We start from the raw sequence: 19,333 nt of genomic DNA on the forward strand, positions 1-19,333 counted from the left end.
CAATGCTAGGGATCGATTCTGGGCGTGAACATGGACTCGGCCACGTGATTCGACCACTTGCTTGTGCCGCGCCACAATCATGGGCGAGGATGCTGCCGTGCGTGACGACGACTGGACCGATGTGGTCGACCTGATCGAACGGGTCGTGGGCGAGGACGACCTGCTGCCGTCGGTGGTCGCCGGCGTGCGCGCGATCGTCCGGGAGGTCGCGGTGCTGCCGCCCGCCGACATCGCAGGCCACACCCGAGCACTGCTGTTCGCCGCCACCCGCGCCCTGGCGGCTCGGCGTGGTCCGACCGAGGCGGAACTATCCTTCGTCGAGGAGCTGGGCGTGACCCGAGCCCGGCAGGGCGTGCCGGTCGAGGCGGTCCTGGCCGCGATTCATGTTGCCGAACGGGCGATCTGGTCCCGGGCGCGCGAATCCGTCGCCGCGGGCGAGATCGACGCGGCACTCCTGCTCGACGCCCGCGAGCTCTACGGCGATTGGGCCGAGGCGGTCCGCACCCGGCTCATCCGGGCCCACCGCGCCGCGGATACGGAACAGCATGCGGGCCGAGGCGATCGGGACCTGACCATCCTGCGCCGCCTCCTGGAGGGCGGCACCGCGGCGACCCTCGCCGCCGCCGAAGCCGGATTGCCGGTCGGCGAAGGGCTCTGGATCCTGGTCGCCCGGCCCGGCAACACCGCCCTCGAACAGGCTCTGCGCCATCACGTTCCGACGCTGGCCGGGCATGTGGACGGCGTGCTGGTGGCCGCTCTGGCCCGCCGGCCATCCGCGCGCGTGGTCGCGACACACACCACAGCGGGCTCGGCGGGCGTCGCCGGTTTGGCGGGACCGGCCGAGCCGGAGGAACTGGCCGCAACGCGGCGGCTGGCGATCGCCGCGCTGACGGCGGGCGAGGCGATCGGACGGACGGGACTGGTGCATGTCGCCGATATCGCCGTGCTCGCCGCTACCGCCGACCGCGGCGATCTCGCCGGCGTGCTCCTGGAACGACACCGGCCGGCCCGTGCCGCGCTCGGCGTCAACGCCGAGCCGGTGGCCCACGCAGTCCGCACCTGGCTGGAGACCGGCCGCGAAACGGCCACCGCCGCCGAGCGCCTCTTCGTCCACCCCAACACCGTCCGCAACCGGGTGCAGCGCTTCACCGAGGTGACCGGCATCGACCCGAACGACACCTTCGGCGCGATCAACGCGTGGTGGTTGTGCACGAGCTGGCTCGCCGACATGGCCGCGGATTCCGGAGCGCCGCAGGAAAACTGAGTGAAGCGACCCGGCCTCAATGCACGATGTTCGGCCCCTACCGTGAGAAATTGCCCGATAGCGGCCACGATTGTGCGCTCAGGCCGGACGGAATCGGAAACCTCGGCATGGGCTATCGCCGCGGTGTGAAGGTGAGCAGGACCGTTGTCTCGGCTGCCAAGTCGACTGTCGCGGCTTCTCCCGTTCCGCCGGCGGCGACTTCGCCGGTGTGCGCGGTGTCGATGACCGATTCGGTCCACTGGTAGTCGCCACCGGGGACCCGTACGGTCACCGGGCCCGTGACGGATGTGCCGTTCGCCGAGAAGTTCGACAGCAGCACCGTGACCCGGCCGTCGTCACCGGTGGAGGCGATAGTAGCGAGATCGGCTGGCCCGCTGCTGATGTCGGCGGCGACCTGATTCGGAGCCAGCGCCCGCCAGAAGGCCATGGCCGCATATTCCGGGCCAGGTCGGGTTCCGCCGTCCTCGATCAGGGCGAATCCCGGGTCGTTCGCGGTGAGGAACAGGCACGAACGATCCAGCCCCGCTTGCTGCATTCCCATCAGCGCGGTTGCCACGTAGGCGCCGCCGTACGGCTGGGCGGCCCGAGAGTCGCCCGCGGAGCTGAGATTCCATTCCGATATCCACAGCTTCGGGTGCAGGCCGGCATATTTCGCCACCGCCGCGCGCATCGTGCGCGACTGGTCGGCGAAGGTGTGCGGGTCCGGTACCGGACACCCCGAGGGCGTGCAGACCAGTTCCGAATACCAATGCCAGGAAACAAAATCCAGCGGCAGGCCCAGGGCGGCCACCGAAGCCAGGAACGGTTCCGCGACCAGCGGGTCGGTGCCCACCGCGAGCGCGGGGCCGCCGACCTCGATGCGGACCCCAGCGGCGGCAGCGACATGTTCGAGCACCCCGACCGTGTCGGCATACAACTGTGGATAGGTGATCGGCGAGAAGGCCAGTGAGGTGTCCGGCTCGTTCCAGATCTCGAAAGTCCGTACCCCGTCCGCGATCTCGTGCACCGCCATGGTCGCGACCAGCGAGTTCCACTTGTCGGCATGCTCCAGCGGTGACGCGGCGAACACCGGCTGCCCCGGGCCCGCACCGTTGATGCAGGCCGGCGCGTACCCGACCACGACGACCGGCTGCGCACCTTGGGCCCGGATATGCGCGTTCTCCCGATCGAGCGGCCCGGAATCCCAAGCGCCCGAGGCGCAGTCGTAGTTCGGACGACCGCCGAAGCTCAGATCGAAATGCGCGAAGGTGCGAACCCACGACGGTGCCAACTGCCGCATGAGCGGATCCGACGCATCCTTGACCGAGTCCGGCTCCTCCACCGGCTCGTTGCTGCCCACCAACTCGGGCTGGATAACCCCGGTCCGCTGCGCCGGATGCACGGTCACCGCGGTGGCCGCGGGCTCCGCGGAACCGATTCCCGGAGCCGACAATCCGAGCACCGCAACGCAGCAGGCCACGACAACCATTCTCATCACGGGTGTATGATCCACCATTTGAACGAGTGTCCAGCTTTGGCGGAATGGTCTCGCGACAGCGCCCACCCACGCCGACACCACCGCTCACCGCAACGGCTTCCACGCTACGTGCAGTCGAGTGTCACCCGATCCGGCAATCGGATCTCCGTCTGTCAGCCGTTCACCGCGTATCAGGGCCCGAAGATGGCGGTCGGTTCGCCTGTGTACCAGGTGTTGTCGATCCGCATCCGGCGAATCAACCATCGGTCACCATCGCGCACCAGGTCGAGCTCGTACGGGTTCTTCAACAGAGCATGCCGTGCCGGTTCCGCGATGAGGAGATGCTGAGCTTCGACCAGAGCGGTCATTCGGGCAGTGTCGCCGTCGATGGTGATGCGCGCGTTCGTGACCTGGTGCGTCGTCTTCACTCGGCCGGCGAACATGGTGAGGATGGTGGTGACGATCGTGTCGCGCCCGGCCATCACGGGTGGGCTGCCGCCCCAGCGAGCGGCCGCCGGCCGAAAGTCCAGTTCGGCGTCCTCGGCGAACGCCGAGGCGAACATCTCCCGGTCCGCGGTGTCCTGCCCCAACGCGAATCGGTAGAGGGCATCGACGATTTCGGCCCGGTCGCGCAGTTCGGCCACTACCGCGGCGACGTCATCGGCGGGGGCGGCAACAGCGCGATGGGCTGAACTCTGAAGCTTTTTCTCGTGCAGCATGTTTCAACGATATTGGGCCCTGGTCCGCCGTCAGGGGACCGCAGACGCCAAGTACCGGACCGGCCGCGCCACGAGATCCCCATCTTCCAACGGTCGCCGTGCAATGGACGGCGTCGTAGCCGCGGAGGGCGAACTGGGCCGCGAGCTCGACCGCTCTCCGCGTCGGGGTTTCGTCGACCTCGGTGCGCAGGCTGATCCGGCCACCGACTCTCCCCGCATACCGGGGCGGTCTCGTAGCAAAAAGCCCCGCTCCCCCAGGCGAACCCGGGGAAGCGGGGCTTTCCGCTACCTACTGACTACTCGCCGACCGCGGACGCCGGCCCGCTCTCGGCAGCCGCCACCACGACCTCCTCGACCGGGGCTTCGACCTTGGGCCGGTCGGTGGCCGCGAAGGTGAACTTCGCGTCCTCGCCGGTGCCCTCGCCGTCCCAGCCCTCGACATCCACCAGCACGTGCTGGCCGGGGCCGAGTTCGCCGAAGAGGATCTTCTCCGACAGCTGGTCCTCGATCTCGCGCTGGATCGTGCGACGCAGCGGGCGGGCGCCCAGGACCGGGTCGAAACCGCGCTTCGCGAGCAGGGCCTTGGCCTGGTCGGTCAGGTCGATCTCCATGTCCTTGTTCTTCAGCTGCTGGGCGACGCGGCCGATCATCAGGTCCACCATCTGGATGATCTGGTCCTGCGTCAGCTGGTGGAAGACGATCACGTCGTCGATGCGGTTGAGGAACTCGGGGCGGAAGTGCTTCTTCAGCTCGTCGTTGACCTTCAGCTTCATCCGCTCGTAGTTCGAGCCCTCGGCATTGCTCGGGGCGAAGCCGAGGCCGACCGCCTTCGAGATGTCGGAGGTACCGAGGTTCGAGGTGAAGATCAGCACGGTGTTCTTGAAGTCGACCGTACGACCCTGACCGTCGGTGAGGCGGCCGTCCTCCAGGACCTGCAACAGGGTGTTGTAGATCTCCTGGTGGGCCTTCTCGATCTCGTCGAACAGCACGACCGAGAACGGCTTGCGCCGCACCTTCTCGGTGAGCTGGCCGCCCTCCTCGTAGCCCACGTAGCCCGGAGGGGCACCGAACAGACGCGAGGCGGTGAAGCGGTCGTGGAACTCGCCCATGTCGATCTGGATGAGTGCGTCGTCGTCGCCGAACAGGAAGTTCGCCAGCGCCTTGGACAGCTCGGTCTTACCGACACCGGACGGACCGGCGAAGATGAACGAGCCGGACGGGCGCTTCGGGTCCTTCAGGCCGGCACGGGTACGGCGGATGGCCTTCGAGACCGCCTTGACGGCGTCCTCCTGGCCGATGATCCGCTTGTGCAGCTCGTCCTCCATGCGGAGCAGACGGGTGGTCTCCTCCTCGGTGAGCTTGAACACCGGGATACCGGTCCAGTTGGCCAGCACCTCCGCGATCTGCTCGTCGTCGACCTCCGCGACGACGTCCAGGTCACCGGAACGCCACTGCTTCTCGCGCTCGGCGCGCTTGGCGACGAGCTGCTTCTCCTTGTCCCGCAGACGCGCTGCCTTCTCGAAGTCCTGCGCGTCGATGGCGCTTTCCTTCTCGCGGCGGGCGTCGGCGATCTTGTCGTCGAACTCGCGCAGGTCCGGCGGCGCGGTCATCCGGCGGATGCGCATCCGGGCGCCGGCCTCGTCGATCAGGTCGATCGCCTTGTCCGGCAGGAAGCGGTCGTTGATGTACCGGTCGGCCAGGGTGGCCGCGGCGACCAGCGCGGAGTCCGTGATGGACACGCGGTGGTGCGCCTCGTACCGGTCGCGCAGACCCTTGAGGATGTTGATGGTGTGCTCGACGGTCGGCTCGCCCACCTGGACCGGCTGGAACCGGCGCTCCAGGGCGGCGTCCTTCTCGATGTACTTGCGGTACTCGTCGAGGGTGGTAGCGCCGATGGTCTGCAGCTCGCCACGGGCCAGCTTCGGCTTCAGGATCGAGGCCGCGTCGATGGCGCCCTCGGCGGCACCCGCACCGACCAGCGTGTGCAGCTCGTCGATGAACAGGATGATGTCGCCGCGGGTGTTGATCTCCTTGAGCACCTTCTTCAGGCGCTCTTCGAAGTCACCGCGGTAGCGGGAACCGGCGACCAGAGAGCCCAGGTCCAGCGTGTAGAGCTGCTTGTCCTTGAGCGTCTCCGGCACCTCACCGTTGACGATGGCCTGTGCCAGGCCCTCGACCACGGCGGTCTTACCGACACCGGGCTCACCGATCAGGACCGGGTTGTTCTTGGTGCGGCGGCTCAGCACCTGCATGACGCGCTCGATCTCCTTCGAGCGGCCGATGACCGGGTCGAGCTTGCCCTCGAGGGCGGCCTGGGTCAGGTTGCGGCCGAACTGGTCGAGCACCAGCGAGGTGGACGGCGTGCCGGACTCGCCACGCGAACCCTGCTCCACCGGCTCCTTGCCCTGGTAACCCGACAGCAGCTGAATCACCTGCTGCCGCACCCGGTTCAGGTCGGCGCCCAGCTTCACGAGGACCTGGGCGGCGACGCCCTCACCCTCGCGGATCAGGCCGAGCAGGATGTGCTCGGTGCCGATGTAGTTGTGGCCCAGCTGAAGTGCCTCACGCAGCGACAGCTCGAGCACCTTCTTGGCCCGTGGGGTGAAGGGGATGTGACCGGACGGCGCCTGCTGGCCCTGCCCGATGATCTCCTCGACCTGACTGCGCACACCCTCGAGCGAAATCCCGAGGGACTCAAGGGACTTCGCGGCGACGCCCTCTCCCTCGTGGATCAGGCCCAGCAGGATGTGCTCGGTACCGATGTAGTTGTGGTTGAGCATCCTGGCCTCTTCTTGAGCCAGAACTACGACCCGCCGCGCACGGTCGGTAAACCTCTCGAACATCGCTCCCTCACTTCCTGCTCCGCTGTCACGACATCCCGCTCGCCGCTCGCGCGGCGCGCCAGGGTGTCCTGAAGCCCTGGGGTTGCATGCCCCCGCCTTCCACTCTAGTTGGCGAGGATCCCGGCCGTCGTCCGTCCACCCTATTGCGAACCGGCGACAACCTTGGTCATTCAGTCATAACGCGTCCGACGCGGCCCAGGTTTCCCCACGACGTACGCCGACAGCGAACAGTCCCCGGTCGGGGCCGCATCGTCGCGACCCTCGGCCGTCGGGACCCGGGCCGATTGCACCCGGGGAACCCGATACCTCGACGGTAGCCCAGAGGTCCGACAGACCGGTGAATCAGCCCTCCCGCAGCGACGGAATCAGCCCACGAACGGGGGAATGAAATGGCACGGCACCGGCCGGGGATGCTCCGGGTCGAGGGCGTTGAGCGTGAAGGCGGCCGTCCGGTCGCTGCCGACGATGCCGGCGTGCTCGGAGTAGTCCTCGGCACAGCCGTCCTGGACCAGGATGTTCGTCACGCCCGGGCCCGGCACCAGCCCCGAGCTGTAGGGCACGACGCCCTCGTCGTAGCGGGTCTCGATATTGGTGTAGGTGACGGCCGGGTCGTAGACGCCGTCGGCGTTCAGGTCCCGGATGAACCGGGAGGTACCGAACATCGCCGAGCACGACCGGCACAGTCCGGCGCTGATCAGGCCCTCGAGCGCGGGTTCGGCGCCCAGCTGCCGGGCGAACGCGCGGGCCGGGTCGATCGAGGAGTCGTAGGTGCCCAGCCAGGGGGCGGCGAGGGCGACGAACTTGTCGACCTTGGTGTCGCCGCCGAGCCGCTTGACGAAGTAGTTGCCGACCAGGTTGCCCTGGGAGTGGGCGATCAGGTCCACGCGTTCGGCGCCGGTGGCGGCCAGCACGCGGTCGACGAAGTCCGACACCTGCTGGGCGCTCTGCTCGATCGGGCCCATGCCGCCGATCGCCGAGATCGGCCAGGGCAGGTCGAGCGCGCCGTAGGTCAGGGCGTACACGCAGTACCCCTCGTTCGCCAGTAGCGGAACCTGGACACCCCAGTTGGTCTGGGCGCCGCCGCCGGTGCCGTGCACCAGCACGACGGGATTCGGGTGCTCGGCGGTGGGCCGGCAGTTCCAGTCGTTGGAGCCGGGCAGCGAACCACCCGGGTGGGTGAGCTCGCCCGGGATCCCGCTGAAGAAGTTGTAGTCGACCGGCAGATCGGCGCGCGACGGCGCGGCCACGTAGTCGGCCGTCGCCGGTCCCGCCCCGATCCACAGTGCGGACAACGCGGCCGCGACCACGACGACTCCCGGCCACCGATGCAGCACCCGACGCATGAACCCTCCCGAAATGTAACCTGTTCCAGGAGGGTAACCAGAACGTGTTCCAGTCCGGGGCGGAACCGGCAGCACCAGACCGAACAGTCCGTTGCGGCTCAGAGGTCCCGGTCGGAGACGATCCCGCTCTGCAGCGCCAGCGCGGCCAGCCGCACCCGCTTCTGATTCTGCGGCAGATCCTCCACCCCGAACTTCGAGAACAGGGTCCGCAGATGTGTCTTGACCGCGTCGACGGACAGGAACAGCTCCTCGGCGATGGCCTGATTGGAAGCCGGCGTCGCGAACCCGGCGCCGTTCTTGTACGGGCGGCACAGCGCGATCAGGACCGACCGCTGGGTATCGGTCAGCGCGCGCAGCGGCGGCAGCACCGCCGACGAGGTGCGGGTGGCGTCGTCGGGAGCACCGGAGAAATCGTGGAACGACACCACCGAGGTACCCATCCGGATCCGGTCGCCCGGATGCAGCCGCCGGCGTCCGACCAAACGTTCGCCGTTGACGAAGGTGCCGTTGCGGGACAGGCCGTCGTCCACGATCGTCCACTGCGCGCCGAAATGCTCGATCGCCGCGTGCAGCCGCGAGACCTCCGCGTCCCAGGGCAGCGACAGATCGGCCTGCGGCGAACGGCCCACGGTGACCCGCTGCCGATCCGCGATCAGCAGGAATTCCTGCTGGCGACCCGCCTGGTCGGTGAATCGCAGGAACGATCCGCGAAATCCGGTCACTGCGCTGATACCCCGGGTCTCAGTGACATTGCTCGCACCGGTCCATCGTGCCGTGTCACCCGCCGACCGAGCAACACGACCGGGTCCTAAATGCACCACCGCCGCCGGATTCGGTCGAAATCCGGCGGCAGTCGCATTCACAGGTGAAACTAGTCGGCGCGGCCGACTTCCTTGTTGTACGCCTCGGTGATGTCGGACGAGATACGGCCACGCGCCGAGACCTTGTGCCCCTTGCGCCGCGCCCATTCCCGAATTGCGGCGGTCTGCTCGCGGTCGACCGCGACGCGCGCCTTGGGGGCCGTGGTGCCCGCGATTCCCGGCTTACCGCCGCGGCGCCGGCCGCTCAGCTTACGAGCGCTCGACACCCATTCCTCGAGGCCGTCCCGCAGCTTGGCGGCATTTGCGGCCGACAGGTCGATCTCGTACGACACACCGTCGAGAGCGAACTCGATGGTCTCGACCGCGATGGACTCACCGTCGACATCGTCGATCAGGCTGACGGTGACCTTCTTCGCCATGAGATGAACGTCCTCTCGAAAATATTTCCTGCTCAGCGCACACCACGCCTGTTCCGCCACGAGAGTACCCCCAATTGCGGGATTTCCAACACCGGGGGGCGGAAGAAATCAATCAGCTCCGCAGTCAGCGAGTGGTCGGGCGCACAATTGGGAAGAGTATCGTTTCCCGGATTCCGTGACCGGTGAGTGCCATCAGCAAGCGGTCGATTCCCATACCGGTACCCGTGGTCGGCGGCATACCGTGTTCCATGGCGGCCAAGAAGTCCTCGTCCAGGCGCATCGCCTCGTCGTCGCCGGCCGCCGCGAGCCGGGCCTGATCGACGAACCGTTCCCGCTGAATGACCGGGTCCACGAGTTCGGAATATCCGGTAGCCAGCTCGAAGCCGCGCACGTACAGATCCCACTTCTCGGTGACCCCGGGTTTGCTGCGGTGCTGGCGGGTCAGCGGCGAGGTCTCCACCGGGAAGTCCCGAACGAAAGTAGGTGCGTACAGCTTGTCGCCGTACATGTGCTCCCACAGCTCCTCGACCAGCTTGCCGTGGCCGTAGCCCTTGTCCTGCGGAATTTCCAGCCCGACCCGGTCGGCCAGCGCCAGCAATTCGGCGACCGTCGTTTCGGGTGTGACCTCGACACCGATCGACTCCGACAGCGACGGATACATCTCGACGGTGTTCCACTCGCCACTCAGGTCGTATTCCGTACCATCGGCGAGGGTTACCACGAGGGTGCCGTAGACCTCCTGCGCGACCTCCTGGATCAATTCGCGCATCATTGTGGCCGAGTCGTCGTACGTGCCGTAGGCCTCATACGTTTCCAACATCGCGAACTCGGGCGAATGTGTCGAGTCGGACCCTTCGTTTCGGAAGTTTCGGTTGATCTCGAAGACCTTCTCGATCCCGCCGACAACACAACGCTTCAGGAACAGCTCCGGCGCAATGCGCAGGAACAGGTCCATGTCGAGCGAGTTGGAGTGCGTGACGAACGGCCGGGCCGCGGCACCACCGTGCAGAGTCTGCAACATGGGGGTTTCGACTTCGAGAAATCCCCTGCGTTCCAAGGCATTTCGCAGCGCACGCACTGCGGCCACGCGCGTGCGCGCCATTTCCCGGGCCTCCGGCCGCACCACCAGGTCGACATAACGCTGCCGGACCCGCGACTCCTCGCTCATCTCCTTGTGCGCCACCGGCAGCGGCCGCAACGACTTCGCGGCCATCGACCACGAATCCGCCATGATGCTCAATTCGCCGGTGCGCGAAGCGATCACCTCACCGTGCACGTAGACGAAGTCGCCGAGGTCGACATCGGCCTTCCACGCCGCCAGCGCGTCCGCGCCGACACCGTTCAGGCTGATCATCGCCTGCAGCTTGGTGCCGTCACCCTCCTGCAGCGTCGCGAAACACAACTTGCCGGTGTTGCGGAAGAAAATGACCCGGCCGGCGACACCGGCTTGCACACCGGTCTCGGTACCGGCCGCCAGGTCCGGATACGTGGCGCGAATCTCGGCGAGCGTATGCGTCCGGGGCACCACCACCGGATACGCTTCCTGCCCCTGTTCGAGCAGCCGTTCCCGCTTCTCCCGGCGAATCCGCATCTGCTCGGGGAGATCGGTCTCCGGGGCGGCGGGCGAAGAGGGTTTCGGTGTACTCACGGAGTACTACCCTAGCGCGGCGTAACGGCACGCCGGCGCCTGGGCGATCACAGCGACGCGAGCGCCGCCACCTCGCGAATCAGGTGCGGAGCCGACGCCGCCACCGACAGCAGTCCGGCCGCCTTCACCGCCTGATATCCACCGACCAGATCCGTCGCCCGGTGCAGGCCCAGCTGCTGCAACGAGGCCGCCGCCAAACTGGAGGTATAACCCTCCGAGCAGACCACGATCCATTCCACGTCGTGATCCACGGCCAGCGCGATCCGCGCGGAACTCGACGGATCCAGCCGCCATTCCAGAACATTGCGTTCGATCACCAACGCGCCGGGCAGGGTGCCCTCCCGCTGCCGTTGCGCCTGCGGCCGGATATCGACCAGCAGCGCACCGCGCGCGATCGCCTCCGGCAATTCGAAGGTATAGACGCGGCGCAACCGCGAACGGGCGTCGTCGAGCATGCGGTCGATCGTCATGTGAGTCATTTCGCGGCGCCTTCGGGCTCGTCGGTGAGCACGGTCCGGGTCCGCCGCAGCGTTCCCTGCCCGCTCACTTCGTAATAGGACATGGCTGTCAGTGGTGGTGAATAGGCATGCACGGAAAGCGTCGGATCCAGTGGTCCGGCCAGATGCACGGCCGAATCGGGTGCGCGCACGACGTCGTGCACCCAGCCGAGCGGAAATGCGGCCTGATCACCCGCGAGCAGCGTGCGATTTCGTAAGCGGGTCCCGTTCCAGCGCGACTCGGTCAGCGCACCGCTGAGCACGGTGAGCGCGCCCAGCGATCCGGCGTGGTCGTGCAGGTCGGTGGCGGCCTCGGCGACCCAGCTGATCAGCCAGATGTCGACCTCGTCGTCCGCGTGCAACCGCACGTGCCAGCGCTCGTCGACCGGCCAGCGGCCGCCCGCGGGCAGCAGATGGTCGTAGCGGCCGGACAGCACGTCCTCGGCACCCTCGTCGGTGAGCCGCAGCAGATCGGCCGGCCGCAACCGGGTCGGCAGCGCGGAAGCCGTTGCGCGCTCGGTCAATTCGAGCGGCAGGCGCACAGGCGACGGCGCGGCGGCAACGGAAGGGGAAAGAACGGAAGTACGCATGAGCGAGACTCCAGGAGAAGTGAATCGGTCGAGGGCAGAACGTATGCCTCGAACAGCCGAGGCGAATCAGCCTCGACAACACTCCTGGGTGCTCACACGGAAGGACACGCGGAAAGTCTAGCAAAGAGCGCGGCGCGCACAACCCACTGTTGCGCGCGCCACACGAAACGTCAGCGACGGCGCTGCTGGTTGCGCTCGTAGACCAGCCGCAGGCCGTCCAGGGTCAGATGCGGTTCGTGCTGGTCGATGGTCTCCGACTCCGGCACGATCAGCGGCGCGGTCGCACCGGTCGCCACCACCACCACGTCGTCGCCGGCGAAGGCGGACATCTCGTCGCGGATCCGGTCGATCAGGCCGTCGACGAGCCCGGCGAAACCGTAGACCGCGCCCGACTGCATGCATTCCATGCTGTTCTTGCCGACCACCGATCGCGGCCGGGCCAGCTCGGCGCGACGCAGCGCACTGCGCTCGACCAGCGCCTCGGTGGAGATCTCCACACCGGGCGCGATGATGCCGCCGAGGAACTCGCCCTTGGCCGATACCAGGTCCACACAGATCGCGGTCCCGAAGTCGACCACGATCGACGGCGCGGCGAAACGGTGGAAAGCGGCCAGGCAGTTGACGATCCGGTCCGCACCCACCTCCTTGGGATTGTCGACCAGCAGCGGAATCCCGGTCCGCACACCGGGTTCCACCAGCACGTGCGGTACCGCGGACCAGTACCGGCCCAGCATGGTGCGCAGCTCACGCAGCACCGGCGGCACCGTCGACAAGGCCGAGACGCCGACCACCTGTTCCAGCCGCTCACCCACCAAACCCCGCACCTGCATGGCGAATTCGTCGGCGGTCAGCAGCGGATTGGTGTGGATCCGCCAGGTCTGCTCCAGCGTGGCGTTCGTGCCGCTGCCACTGAACAGGCCCAGATCGATGCTCGTGTTGCGGACGTCGATGGTCAGCAGCATCGCGGGCTCAGGCGGTCGCGCGCAGGTTACGCGGCGAGGTCAGTCCGGAGCCCTCCGGCGCGTGCGCCGGATCCGCGCCCAACTGGATCGGCCGGTTGGCCTCGTCGACGAACACGACCTTCGGCTCGTAGGCGGCCACCTCGGCCTCGTTCATCATGCCGTAGGCGATCAGGATCACCAGGTCGCCCGGGTGCACGAGATGTGCTGCGGCACCGTTGATCCCGATCACACCGGAACCACGCTCGCCGGCGATGACATAGGTCTCGAGCCGGGCGCCGTTGTCGATGTCGACGATGCACACCTGCTCGCCCTCGAGCAGGTCGGCGGCGTCGAGCAGATCCTGGTCGACCGTGACCGAGCCGACGTAGTGCAGATCCGCGTGGGTCACCGTGGCGCGGTGGATCTTCGACTTCATCATGGTGCGAAACATCGCGTCACCTCTACTGGCTGTCGGCCGCGGTGGCGGCGGAACGGGAATCGACCGCGGTAGCGGCGGTATCGGGAGTGGTCGGATGGCCGGGGATGCCGGAGGCCAGGGAGATCGCCATATTGTCGATCAGGCGGGTGCTGCCGACACGGGCCGCGATCAGCAGGCGGGCGTTGCCGCCGTCGGGACGCACCGGACCCAGGTCCGAGGCGCGCAGCTCCAGGTAGTCGACGTCGATGTCGGGCGCCGCGGACAGCACCGCGCGCGCGGCGGCGAGCACACCGTCGGGGCCCAGACCGCCGGCGTGCCGGCCGGCCACCAGGGCCGCGGACAGCACCGTGGACAGCTCCCGCTGCTCCGGGCCCAGGTAGCGGTTGCGCGACGACAGCGCCAACCCGTCGGGTTCGCGGACCGTGGCGACCGGAACGATATCGACGTCGAAGTTCAGGTCCCGCACCATCTGACGGATCAAAGTCAGCTGCTGGTAATCCTTTTCGCCGAAGAACGCCTCGTGCGGCTGCGCGATCTGCAGCAGCTTGGCGACCACGGTCAGCATGCCCGCGAAATGCCCCGGTCGAACGGCGCCTTCGAGTTCGGCGCCCAGCGGGCCCGGCTGCACGGTGGTGCGCGGACCGTCCGGGTACATCTCGGATGCGCTGGGCGCGAACACGATCTCGACACCCTCGGCGCGCAGCAACTCCACGTCGGCGTCCAGGGTGCGCGGGTACTTGTCCAGGTCCTCGCCGGCGCCGAACTGCAGCGGGTTCACGAAGATCGACACGATCACCAGCTGGTTGGTGCGCTTGGCCCGCCGCACCAGTTCCAGGTGTCCCTCGTGCAGCGCGCCCATGGTCGGCACCAGCGCGACCTTGCGGCTCACCGCCCGCATGGCCTTGGCCACGGCGGTGACCCGGGCCGGATCGTGCAGCACGGTCAGCTCGCCCCGGGTGTAGGAACCGCGCAACGCGGTCGGGTCGGCCATCAGGAATTCCCCTCTGTCAGCCCACTCGGGGGACATACACGGTGTGCGGCAAGCAGATCCAGCAGCGCGGGATCGGCTTTCGCTCGTTCGGCGGTCCGCAGCGACAGCGCGCGGTACCCGGCGGCCACTTCGGGATCGAAGCCCTCGAGGGCGGCGAGGTGAGCCGCCACCGCCGCCACGTCACCGCGGGCGACCGGCCCGGTGAGGGCGGACTGGCCGCGGCGCAGCGCATTGTCCAGGGCGGCCGAGACCATCGGGGCCAGCATCCGCTCGGCCAGGCCGTTGGGCTGGTCGTCCACCAGCTGCTGCCCCAGCAGACCCGGGCCGGCGAGCGCGCCGCGCAGCACGTCGACCGCGTCGAGGACCAACGTGACCAGATGGTTGGCGCCGTGCGCGAGCGCGGCGTGATACAGCGTGCGCTGCTGCTCGGTGACCCGGACCGGTTCGCCGCCGATCTCCAGCACCAGCGCCTGCGCGACCGCGTACCCGATCTCGTCGGCGGCCGTGATGCCGAAACAGCAGTCGGCCAGCCGGGTGATGTCCTCGTCGTGGCCGGTGAAGGTCATGGCGGGATGGATGGCCAGCGGCCGGGCACCGGCCGCGGTCAGCGGTTCCAGGACGGCGATCCCGTGCGCGCCGGCGACATGCGCGACGAAGGTGCCGGGCCGCACCACCTCGGCGGCGGCCAGCCCGGCCACCAGGCCGGGCAGCTCGGCGTCCGGGACGGCCAGGATCAGCAACTCGCTCTGCGCGGCAACCTCTTCCGGGGACAGCACCCGGGAGTCCGGGAGCCGGGTCTGCGCACGCCGCAGCGAGGCATCCGAGACCGCGGACACGCCGAATACGACGTGACCGGAACGCTCCAGTGCCACACCCAGAGCGGAGCCGACGCGTCCCGCCGAGACGATTCCCACCGTCAGTCGTGCAGGCGCAGGGTCGACTTCAGAGACCATGCCAGAGGTCACCGTTGTCCTCTCGAAATTTCGTTCCAGTCCCGCTAGCGGGTACCGGACGTTGACGAGTCGAGCCTATGACGGGTCACGGATTCGGGCCAGACCGGGGGTCGGTGATTAGTCTCACCGCTCGACCTACCGGACGTCTCGCTCGGCGGCGCGTCCCCGACCAGCGGCAACTCCTACGGTTCCACTGCTGCCGCAGCTCCCAGCGGCACGTGTAGGCCGCGGTTCAGTTCTGGACGCCGCCGCGTTCGGATTGCAGGTTCGCCATGATCTCGGCGACCGACAGCTTGCGGACCGCCGGATCGCTCGAGGTCGTCCGCCGGCGGCGACGGGCACCGGCCGCGGCCTTCCCAGCCACACCGGCGAACCCCTTGCGCGCGGACGCTCGGTCCGCGTCGCCCGCGGTGTCGGTGACCTCAGCGGCGGCGTCGGCCGCATCAGTGGCGGCCGCATCAGTGGCGGCAGGATCGGCGGCGGGATCGGTCGAGTCGGCAGCGGCGGCCGCAGCTGCCGGAACCGGCTCGGGTGCGGCCGGGTCGACCGCGACCGGCGGCACCTCGTCACTCGCCGGATCGAACACGGAACGGAAGGCCCAGCCCGGGTTCGCGGACTCCTGCGACGCGGCGAACGCCGCGGCCAGATGCTCGAGCGGAACCACCGAGGTCTCCGCAGTGACCGGGTCGTCGTACGGCTTGGCGAACGCCGGGGCCGCCGGATGGTCGGCCTCGTAGCGGGGTGCCATGGCGTTCAGCGGCACCGGCGCGTCCTCGCCGGTGGGCGAACTCCACGCATCCCACGAATCGGCATCCGTAGAGCTATCGTTCGCCGGCCTCAGCAACTCCGGCAGCCGCACGGCGTCGGCGCGCAGCGCGCGGCGCTCGCCCGGCAGGTCGCCGTCGAACAGCCGCTGCAGGCTCTCCCGCAGCACGGACAACTCCGTACGCAGAGCGGCGAGCTCGGCGGCGTCGGCACCCACCTCGGCCCGCACCCGCGCCTCCACCCCGAGCTCGTACTCGCGGCGCGCGGTGATCTCCCGCTCGAGCTGCAACTCGTACACGGTCTGCAGATTACGAACCTTGGCCTGGTCACCGGCGGCGTCGCGCCGGAACCGGGTGGCCGCGAGGGCACCGATCACGGCCGCCCACAACGCGATCACCAGGCCCAGCCGGACCAGTTGCAGACTGCTGCTGAACACCAGGAACGCGCTCGATACCACACCGAGCAGAACGAGCACACCGACGACGGCCCTGCCCGGATCGACCCGACTCCGCGGGGAATTGCTGGTACGGGTCGGTGACGCCATGCACGTCAGGGTAGTACGCAACCCCGCCCGGTGTGACCAGCATCCACAGTGATCCGTACCGCATCGTAGCTAACTTGTAGCCGCTTCGTCAGGAGGCTCGCTGGGCGCCTGGCAGCAATATTCCAGCCACAGGGCCGCCGCGACCAGGGCCACTGCGGCGATCAAACCGGTCACCGCGCCCGGAGTATCGGAACTCGCCGAATGCATCGAACTGCGTTCGGGCAACAGCCAGATGAGGAATCCGAGCCACACCCCGGCCGCCAGCGAACCGACCTGCGCCGACGCCTTCGCCAACGCGACCGCCCGGGCCGCCGTGATCGGATGCAGCTGCTTGGGTCCCGGCCCGATCCGCTCGTCACCGATCCGGTTGCGGATCAACAGCCCGAGCACACCCTCGAGGACCGCCACCGGATACAGCGAGGCACCCGCGAAGACCGAGATCGGCGGGAAGGTCGAGTAGGCCATCCGGGTACCCACCCAGGCCGCGCCGGCCGCGACCAGCAGATTCGCCAGCAGGTCCAGAACCCGCGTCGGGCGCATAACGTTCATGCCAGAACCAGTTCGGTACGTCGCACCCCGGCGACCTCCTCGGCGGGCAGTGCGGCGAGCAGCTCGGAGATCGGATACCGGCGCTCGCCGACATCCAGGGTCGCGTCCGGTGCCACCGCCAGCCAGGGGACCAGCACGAACGCCCGGTGCCGCGCCTGTGGATGCGGCAGGGTCAGCTCGGGATCGGTACTGCGCACGGGCCCGCCGGCCGCGGTGCAGGCGACCACGTCCACGTCCAGCGTGCGCGCACCCCAGCGCACGATCCGCACCCGATCAGCCGCCTGCTCCAGCTCCCGGCCACGGCGCAACCAGTCCCACGGCCCGGCATCCGGGTCGTCGACCACCAGCACCGCATTCAGGAAATCCTGTTGGTCGACCCCGCCCCAGGGCGCCGTCTCGTACACCGGCGACACCGCGACCAGCCACGGCGCGAACGCCTCGACCACGCTGCGCAGATGCGCTTCCCGATCGCCCAGATTCGAGCCGATCGACAGCACGGCACGACTCATCGCGGCGCCCCGCAGCCGCTCGATGCCACGCTCATCGCTGCTCCGCGGCCCGCGTCCGGGTGGTGACCACCCGGACGTCGGCGAACGCGTGCGGGATCGGCGCCGACGGCTTGTGCAGGGCCACTTCGACTTTCGCGATCCGCGCATCGGTCATCACTGAGTCGGCGATCTCGCTGGCCACCGTCTCGATGAGGTTGCGCGGGGTCCCGGTCACGATGTCCACAGCGCGTTCGGCGAGCGCGCCGTAGTCGACCGTGTCACCCAGCTCGTCGGAGGCAGCGGCCGCCGCGAAATCCAGCCACAGCGTCAGATCGACCACGAACTCCTGACCGTCGCGGCGCTCGAAGTCGAAGCAGCCGTGATAGCCGTAGGCCCGCAGCCCGCGCAGCTCGATCCGGTCGGAACTCATCGGGACTCCTGTGCACTCCGGGGCGAGGACAGCTCGCGGGCCGTACGGGCCCAGCGGTCGGTGACCGCCAGCGCGTCCACCGACGACCGCACGTCGTGCACCCGCACACCCCAGGCGCCGTGCTGCGCGGCCAGCGCGGACACCGTAGCGGTCGCGACCTCACGGCCGTCCGGCGGGCGCGGCACATCGTCCGGCCCGGCCAGTAGCGTTCCGAGGAACCGTTTACGGGAGGCGCCGATCAGCACCGGCAGCCCGAGACCGGTCAGCCGCGGCAGCGCCGCGAGCAACTGCCAGTTGTGGTCGGCGGACTTGGCGAAACCCAGGCCCGGGTCCAGGATCAGCCGGCCCGGATGCACGCCGCCGGCCATCGCCAGATCCACCTGCTCGGACAATTCCGCCATGACCTCGGCGACCACGTCGTCGTAATGGTCGGCGGGACCCAGATGCCGGTAGTCGGCGTCGGCCCGCCAGTGCATGAGAATCCACGGTACCCCGGCATCGGCGACCACCCGGACCATATCCGGGTCGGCGCGGCCGCCGGAGACGTCGTTGACCACCCGGGCACCGGCCGCGACCGCGGCGGCCGCCACCTCGGCGCGCATGGTGTCCACGCTCACGGGCACCCCCGCGGCGACCAGCCCGCGGATCACCGGTACCACCCGGGCCGCCTCGGTGGCCGCGTCGATGCGTACCGCACCGGGCCGGGTCGATTCCCCGCCGACGTCGACGATGTCGGCGCCCGCGGCGTACAGCTCGAGCCCGTGCGCGACCGCCCGGTCGGTGTCGAGGTAACGGCCGCCGTCGGAGAACGAATCCGCGGTCACGTTCACGACCCCCATCACCACGGCCGACCGCCCGTCACGCGGGGTGACGAGCGGCTCGGGCCCGGCCGCGCCGCTCACTTGCGCAGAATGAGGTCCAGGGCCTCGGCCCGCGTGGTGGCGCTGCTCTGCATCAGGCCGCGCACGGCGGACGTCGTCGTGCTGGCTCCCGGCTTCCGGATCCCGCGCATCGCCATGCACAGATGTTCCGCCTCCACGACCACGATCGCGCCGCGGGGTTCCAGCCGGGCCATGACGGCGTCGGCGATCTGGCTGGTCAGCCGTTCCTGCACCTGCGGCCGCTTGGCGTACAGGTCGACGACCCGGGCCAGCTTGGACAGGCCGGTGACCCGGCCGGACGGGCCCGGGATGTAACCGACGTGCGCGACCCCGTGGAACGCCACCAGATGGTGTTCGCAGGTCGAGTACATCGGGATGTCGCGGACCAGGACCAGCTCCTGATGTCCCTCGTCGAACGTGGTGTTGAGTACGTCGTCGGGCTCGGTGTACAGGCCCGCGAACATCTCCCGGTAGGCCCGGGCGACCCGGGCCGGGGTGTCGAGCAGGCCCGGTCGGTCCGGGTCCTCGCCGACAGCGATGAGCAGCTCCCGCACGGCCGCCTCGGCCCGGTCCTGATCGAACGGGCGGCCGGTCGCGAGCGCGATCGGGCGCCCGGAACTGTCGGTGGACGGACCCGGATCCGTATCAATATCCGTGACGACACGGTTACTGGCCGACAATCGAGCACCTCCGAAGATCAGTTCACGCGCGTGCCCCGAGGACACGTCGACGGTCGAGCGTAGTCGTGGCCG

The 19,333-nt window shown here is 68.7% G+C and carries 20 protein-coding genes; 1 reads left to right on the forward strand and 19 read right to left on the reverse strand.

Annotated elements, in window-relative coordinates:
- Window positions 1-97: 97 nt before the first annotated feature.
- Complete coding sequence (locus EBN03_RS26285; protein WP_199742968.1) at window positions 98-1,264, forward strand: helix-turn-helix domain-containing protein; 1,167 nt, start codon at window positions 98-100, stop codon at window positions 1,262-1,264.
- 112 nt (window positions 1,265-1,376) lie between these two features.
- On the opposite strand, the gene EBN03_RS26290 is transcribed toward EBN03_RS26285, so the two are convergent.
- From EBN03_RS26290 to folE, 19 genes are all read right to left on the reverse strand, one after another.
- Window positions 1,377-2,738: a GH39 family glycosyl hydrolase gene (locus tag EBN03_RS26290; protein ID WP_158675747.1), complete on the reverse strand. Its 1,362-nt coding sequence runs from the start codon at window positions 2,736-2,738 to the stop codon at window positions 1,377-1,379.
- Between the two features lie 173 nt (window positions 2,739-2,911).
- Entirely contained in the window at window positions 2,912-3,439 is a 528-nt protein-coding gene (locus tag EBN03_RS26295) for a nuclear transport factor 2 family protein (RefSeq protein WP_122190823.1), read from the reverse strand.
- Window positions 3,440-3,735: 296 nt separating this feature from the next.
- Window positions 3,736-6,282 (reverse strand): ATP-dependent Clp protease ATP-binding subunit, encoded by a 2,547-nt coding sequence (locus EBN03_RS26300; protein WP_122190824.1) that lies wholly within the window; start codon window positions 6,280-6,282, stop codon window positions 3,736-3,738.
- 365 nt (window positions 6,283-6,647) lie between these two features.
- The gene (locus tag EBN03_RS26305) at window positions 6,648-7,625 is read right to left on the reverse strand and encodes an esterase/lipase family protein (RefSeq protein ID WP_122190825.1); all 978 of its coding nucleotides are present in this window, start codon (window positions 7,623-7,625) and stop codon (window positions 6,648-6,650) included.
- A 98-nt stretch (window positions 7,626-7,723) separates the two neighbouring features.
- The gene (locus tag EBN03_RS26310; protein WP_122190826.1) at window positions 7,724-8,347 is read right to left on the reverse strand and encodes an FHA domain-containing protein; all 624 of its coding nucleotides are present in this window, start codon (window positions 8,345-8,347) and stop codon (window positions 7,724-7,726) included.
- Between the two features lie 149 nt (window positions 8,348-8,496).
- On the reverse strand, window positions 8,497-8,865 hold the full coding sequence (locus tag EBN03_RS26315; RefSeq protein ID WP_122190827.1) for a histone-like nucleoid-structuring protein Lsr2: 369 nt from the start codon (window positions 8,863-8,865) through the stop codon (window positions 8,497-8,499).
- A 124-nt stretch (window positions 8,866-8,989) separates the two neighbouring features.
- Window positions 8,990-10,456 carry a lysine--tRNA ligase gene (lysS, locus tag EBN03_RS26320; protein WP_122190828.1) on the reverse strand — a complete coding sequence of 489 codons (1,467 nt, stop codon included), beginning with the start codon at window positions 10,454-10,456 and terminating at the stop codon, window positions 8,990-8,992.
- A 104-nt stretch (window positions 10,457-10,560) separates the two neighbouring features.
- A complete protein-coding gene (locus EBN03_RS26325) occupies window positions 10,561-10,983 on the reverse strand; it encodes a rhodanese-like domain-containing protein (RefSeq protein WP_122190829.1) in 423 nt (140 codons plus the stop codon).
- 5 nt (window positions 10,984-10,988) lie between these two features.
- Window positions 10,989-11,600: a cysteine dioxygenase gene (locus EBN03_RS26330; RefSeq protein ID WP_122190830.1), complete on the reverse strand. Its 612-nt coding sequence runs from the start codon at window positions 11,598-11,600 to the stop codon at window positions 10,989-10,991.
- A gap of 170 nt (window positions 11,601-11,770) precedes the next feature.
- A complete protein-coding gene (locus EBN03_RS26335; protein ID WP_122190831.1) occupies window positions 11,771-12,562 on the reverse strand; it encodes a type III pantothenate kinase in 792 nt (263 codons plus the stop codon).
- 7 nt (window positions 12,563-12,569) lie between these two features.
- On the reverse strand, window positions 12,570-12,992 hold the full coding sequence (gene panD, locus EBN03_RS26340; protein ID WP_122190832.1) for an aspartate 1-decarboxylase: 423 nt from the start codon (window positions 12,990-12,992) through the stop codon (window positions 12,570-12,572).
- Window positions 12,993-13,002: 10 nt separating this feature from the next.
- Window positions 13,003-13,971: a pantoate--beta-alanine ligase gene (gene panC / locus EBN03_RS26345; RefSeq protein WP_122190833.1), complete on the reverse strand. Its 969-nt coding sequence runs from the start codon at window positions 13,969-13,971 to the stop codon at window positions 13,003-13,005.
- Window positions 13,971-14,924, reverse strand: a complete 954-nt coding sequence (locus EBN03_RS26350; RefSeq protein ID WP_122190834.1) for a Rossmann-like and DUF2520 domain-containing protein — start codon at window positions 14,922-14,924, stop codon at window positions 13,971-13,973. Before EBN03_RS26350 ends, panC begins: the two co-directional genes overlap by 1 nt.
- 232 nt (window positions 14,925-15,156) lie before the next feature.
- Window positions 15,157-16,233, reverse strand: coding sequence for a DUF6779 domain-containing protein (locus EBN03_RS26355; RefSeq protein WP_147471711.1), 1,077 nt, complete (start codon window positions 16,231-16,233; stop codon window positions 15,157-15,159).
- 69 nt (window positions 16,234-16,302) lie between these two features.
- Window positions 16,303-16,773, reverse strand: coding sequence for a DUF3180 domain-containing protein (locus tag EBN03_RS26360; RefSeq protein ID WP_122190836.1), 471 nt, complete (start codon window positions 16,771-16,773; stop codon window positions 16,303-16,305).
- 5 nt (window positions 16,774-16,778) lie between these two features.
- On the reverse strand, window positions 16,779-17,291 hold the full coding sequence (gene folK, locus EBN03_RS26365) for a 2-amino-4-hydroxy-6-hydroxymethyldihydropteridine diphosphokinase (protein ID WP_122190837.1): 513 nt from the start codon (window positions 17,289-17,291) through the stop codon (window positions 16,779-16,781).
- Between the two features lie 31 nt (window positions 17,292-17,322).
- The gene (gene folB, locus EBN03_RS26370) at window positions 17,323-17,700 is read right to left on the reverse strand and encodes a dihydroneopterin aldolase (protein ID WP_122190838.1); all 378 of its coding nucleotides are present in this window, start codon (window positions 17,698-17,700) and stop codon (window positions 17,323-17,325) included.
- On the reverse strand, window positions 17,697-18,539 hold the full coding sequence (folP, locus tag EBN03_RS26375) for a dihydropteroate synthase (RefSeq protein ID WP_122190918.1): 843 nt from the start codon (window positions 18,537-18,539) through the stop codon (window positions 17,697-17,699). The genes folB and folP overlap by 4 nt, the downstream gene beginning before the upstream one ends.
- A gap of 59 nt (window positions 18,540-18,598) precedes the next feature.
- A complete protein-coding gene (folE, locus tag EBN03_RS26380; RefSeq protein WP_122190919.1) occupies window positions 18,599-19,231 on the reverse strand; it encodes a GTP cyclohydrolase I FolE in 633 nt (210 codons plus the stop codon).
- Between the last annotated feature and the right edge of the window lie 102 nt (window positions 19,232-19,333).

The organism is Nocardia stercoris, assembly GCF_003696265.1.
Classification (GTDB): Bacteria; Actinomycetota; Actinomycetes; order Mycobacteriales; family Mycobacteriaceae; genus Nocardia; species Nocardia stercoris.

Excerpts from the sequence above, each read along its gene's own strand:
- folK (WP_122190837.1), bottom strand. The coding sequence starts at position 17,291 with ATGAGTCGTGCCGTGCTGTCGATCGGCTCGAATCTGGGCGATCGGGAA.
- EBN03_RS26350 (WP_122190834.1), bottom strand. The coding sequence starts at position 14,924 with ATGGTCTCTGAAGTCGACCCTGCGCCTGCACGACTGACGGTGGGAATC.
- folB (WP_122190838.1), bottom strand. The coding sequence starts at position 17,700 with ATGAGTTCCGACCGGATCGAGCTGCGCGGGCTGCGGGCCTACGGCTAT.
- panD (WP_122190832.1), bottom strand. The coding sequence starts at position 12,992 with ATGTTTCGCACCATGATGAAGTCGAAGATCCACCGCGCCACGGTGACC.
- EBN03_RS26360 (WP_122190836.1), bottom strand. The coding sequence starts at position 16,773 with ATGCGCCCGACGCGGGTTCTGGACCTGCTGGCGAATCTGCTGGTCGCG.
- EBN03_RS26315 (WP_122190827.1), bottom strand. The coding sequence starts at position 8,865 with ATGGCGAAGAAGGTCACCGTCAGCCTGATCGACGATGTCGACGGTGAG.
- EBN03_RS26290 (WP_158675747.1), bottom strand. The coding sequence starts at position 2,738 with ATGAGAATGGTTGTCGTGGCCTGCTGCGTTGCGGTGCTCGGATTGTCG.
- lysS (WP_122190828.1), bottom strand. The coding sequence starts at position 10,456 with ATGCGGATTCGCCGGGAGAAGCGGGAACGGCTGCTCGAACAGGGGCAG.
- folP (WP_122190918.1), bottom strand. The coding sequence starts at position 18,539 with ATGGGGGTCGTGAACGTGACCGCGGATTCGTTCTCCGACGGCGGCCGT.
- EBN03_RS26325 (WP_122190829.1), bottom strand. The coding sequence starts at position 10,983 with ATGACGATCGACCGCATGCTCGACGACGCCCGTTCGCGGTTGCGCCGC.
- EBN03_RS26335 (WP_122190831.1), bottom strand. The coding sequence starts at position 12,562 with ATGCTGCTGACCATCGACGTCCGCAACACGAGCATCGATCTGGGCCTG.
- EBN03_RS26295 (WP_122190823.1), bottom strand. The coding sequence starts at position 3,439 with ATGCTGCACGAGAAAAAGCTTCAGAGTTCAGCCCATCGCGCTGTTGCC.
- EBN03_RS26300 (WP_122190824.1), bottom strand. The coding sequence starts at position 6,282 with ATGTTCGAGAGGTTTACCGACCGTGCGCGGCGGGTCGTAGTTCTGGCT.
- EBN03_RS26330 (WP_122190830.1), bottom strand. The coding sequence starts at position 11,600 with ATGCGTACTTCCGTTCTTTCCCCTTCCGTTGCCGCCGCGCCGTCGCCT.
- EBN03_RS26355 (WP_147471711.1), bottom strand. The coding sequence starts at position 16,233 with ATGGCGTCACCGACCCGTACCAGCAATTCCCCGCGGAGTCGGGTCGAT.
- EBN03_RS26305 (WP_122190825.1), bottom strand. The coding sequence starts at position 7,625 with ATGCGTCGGGTGCTGCATCGGTGGCCGGGAGTCGTCGTGGTCGCGGCC.
- panC (WP_122190833.1), bottom strand. The coding sequence starts at position 13,971 with ATGGCCGACCCGACCGCGTTGCGCGGTTCCTACACCCGGGGCGAGCTG.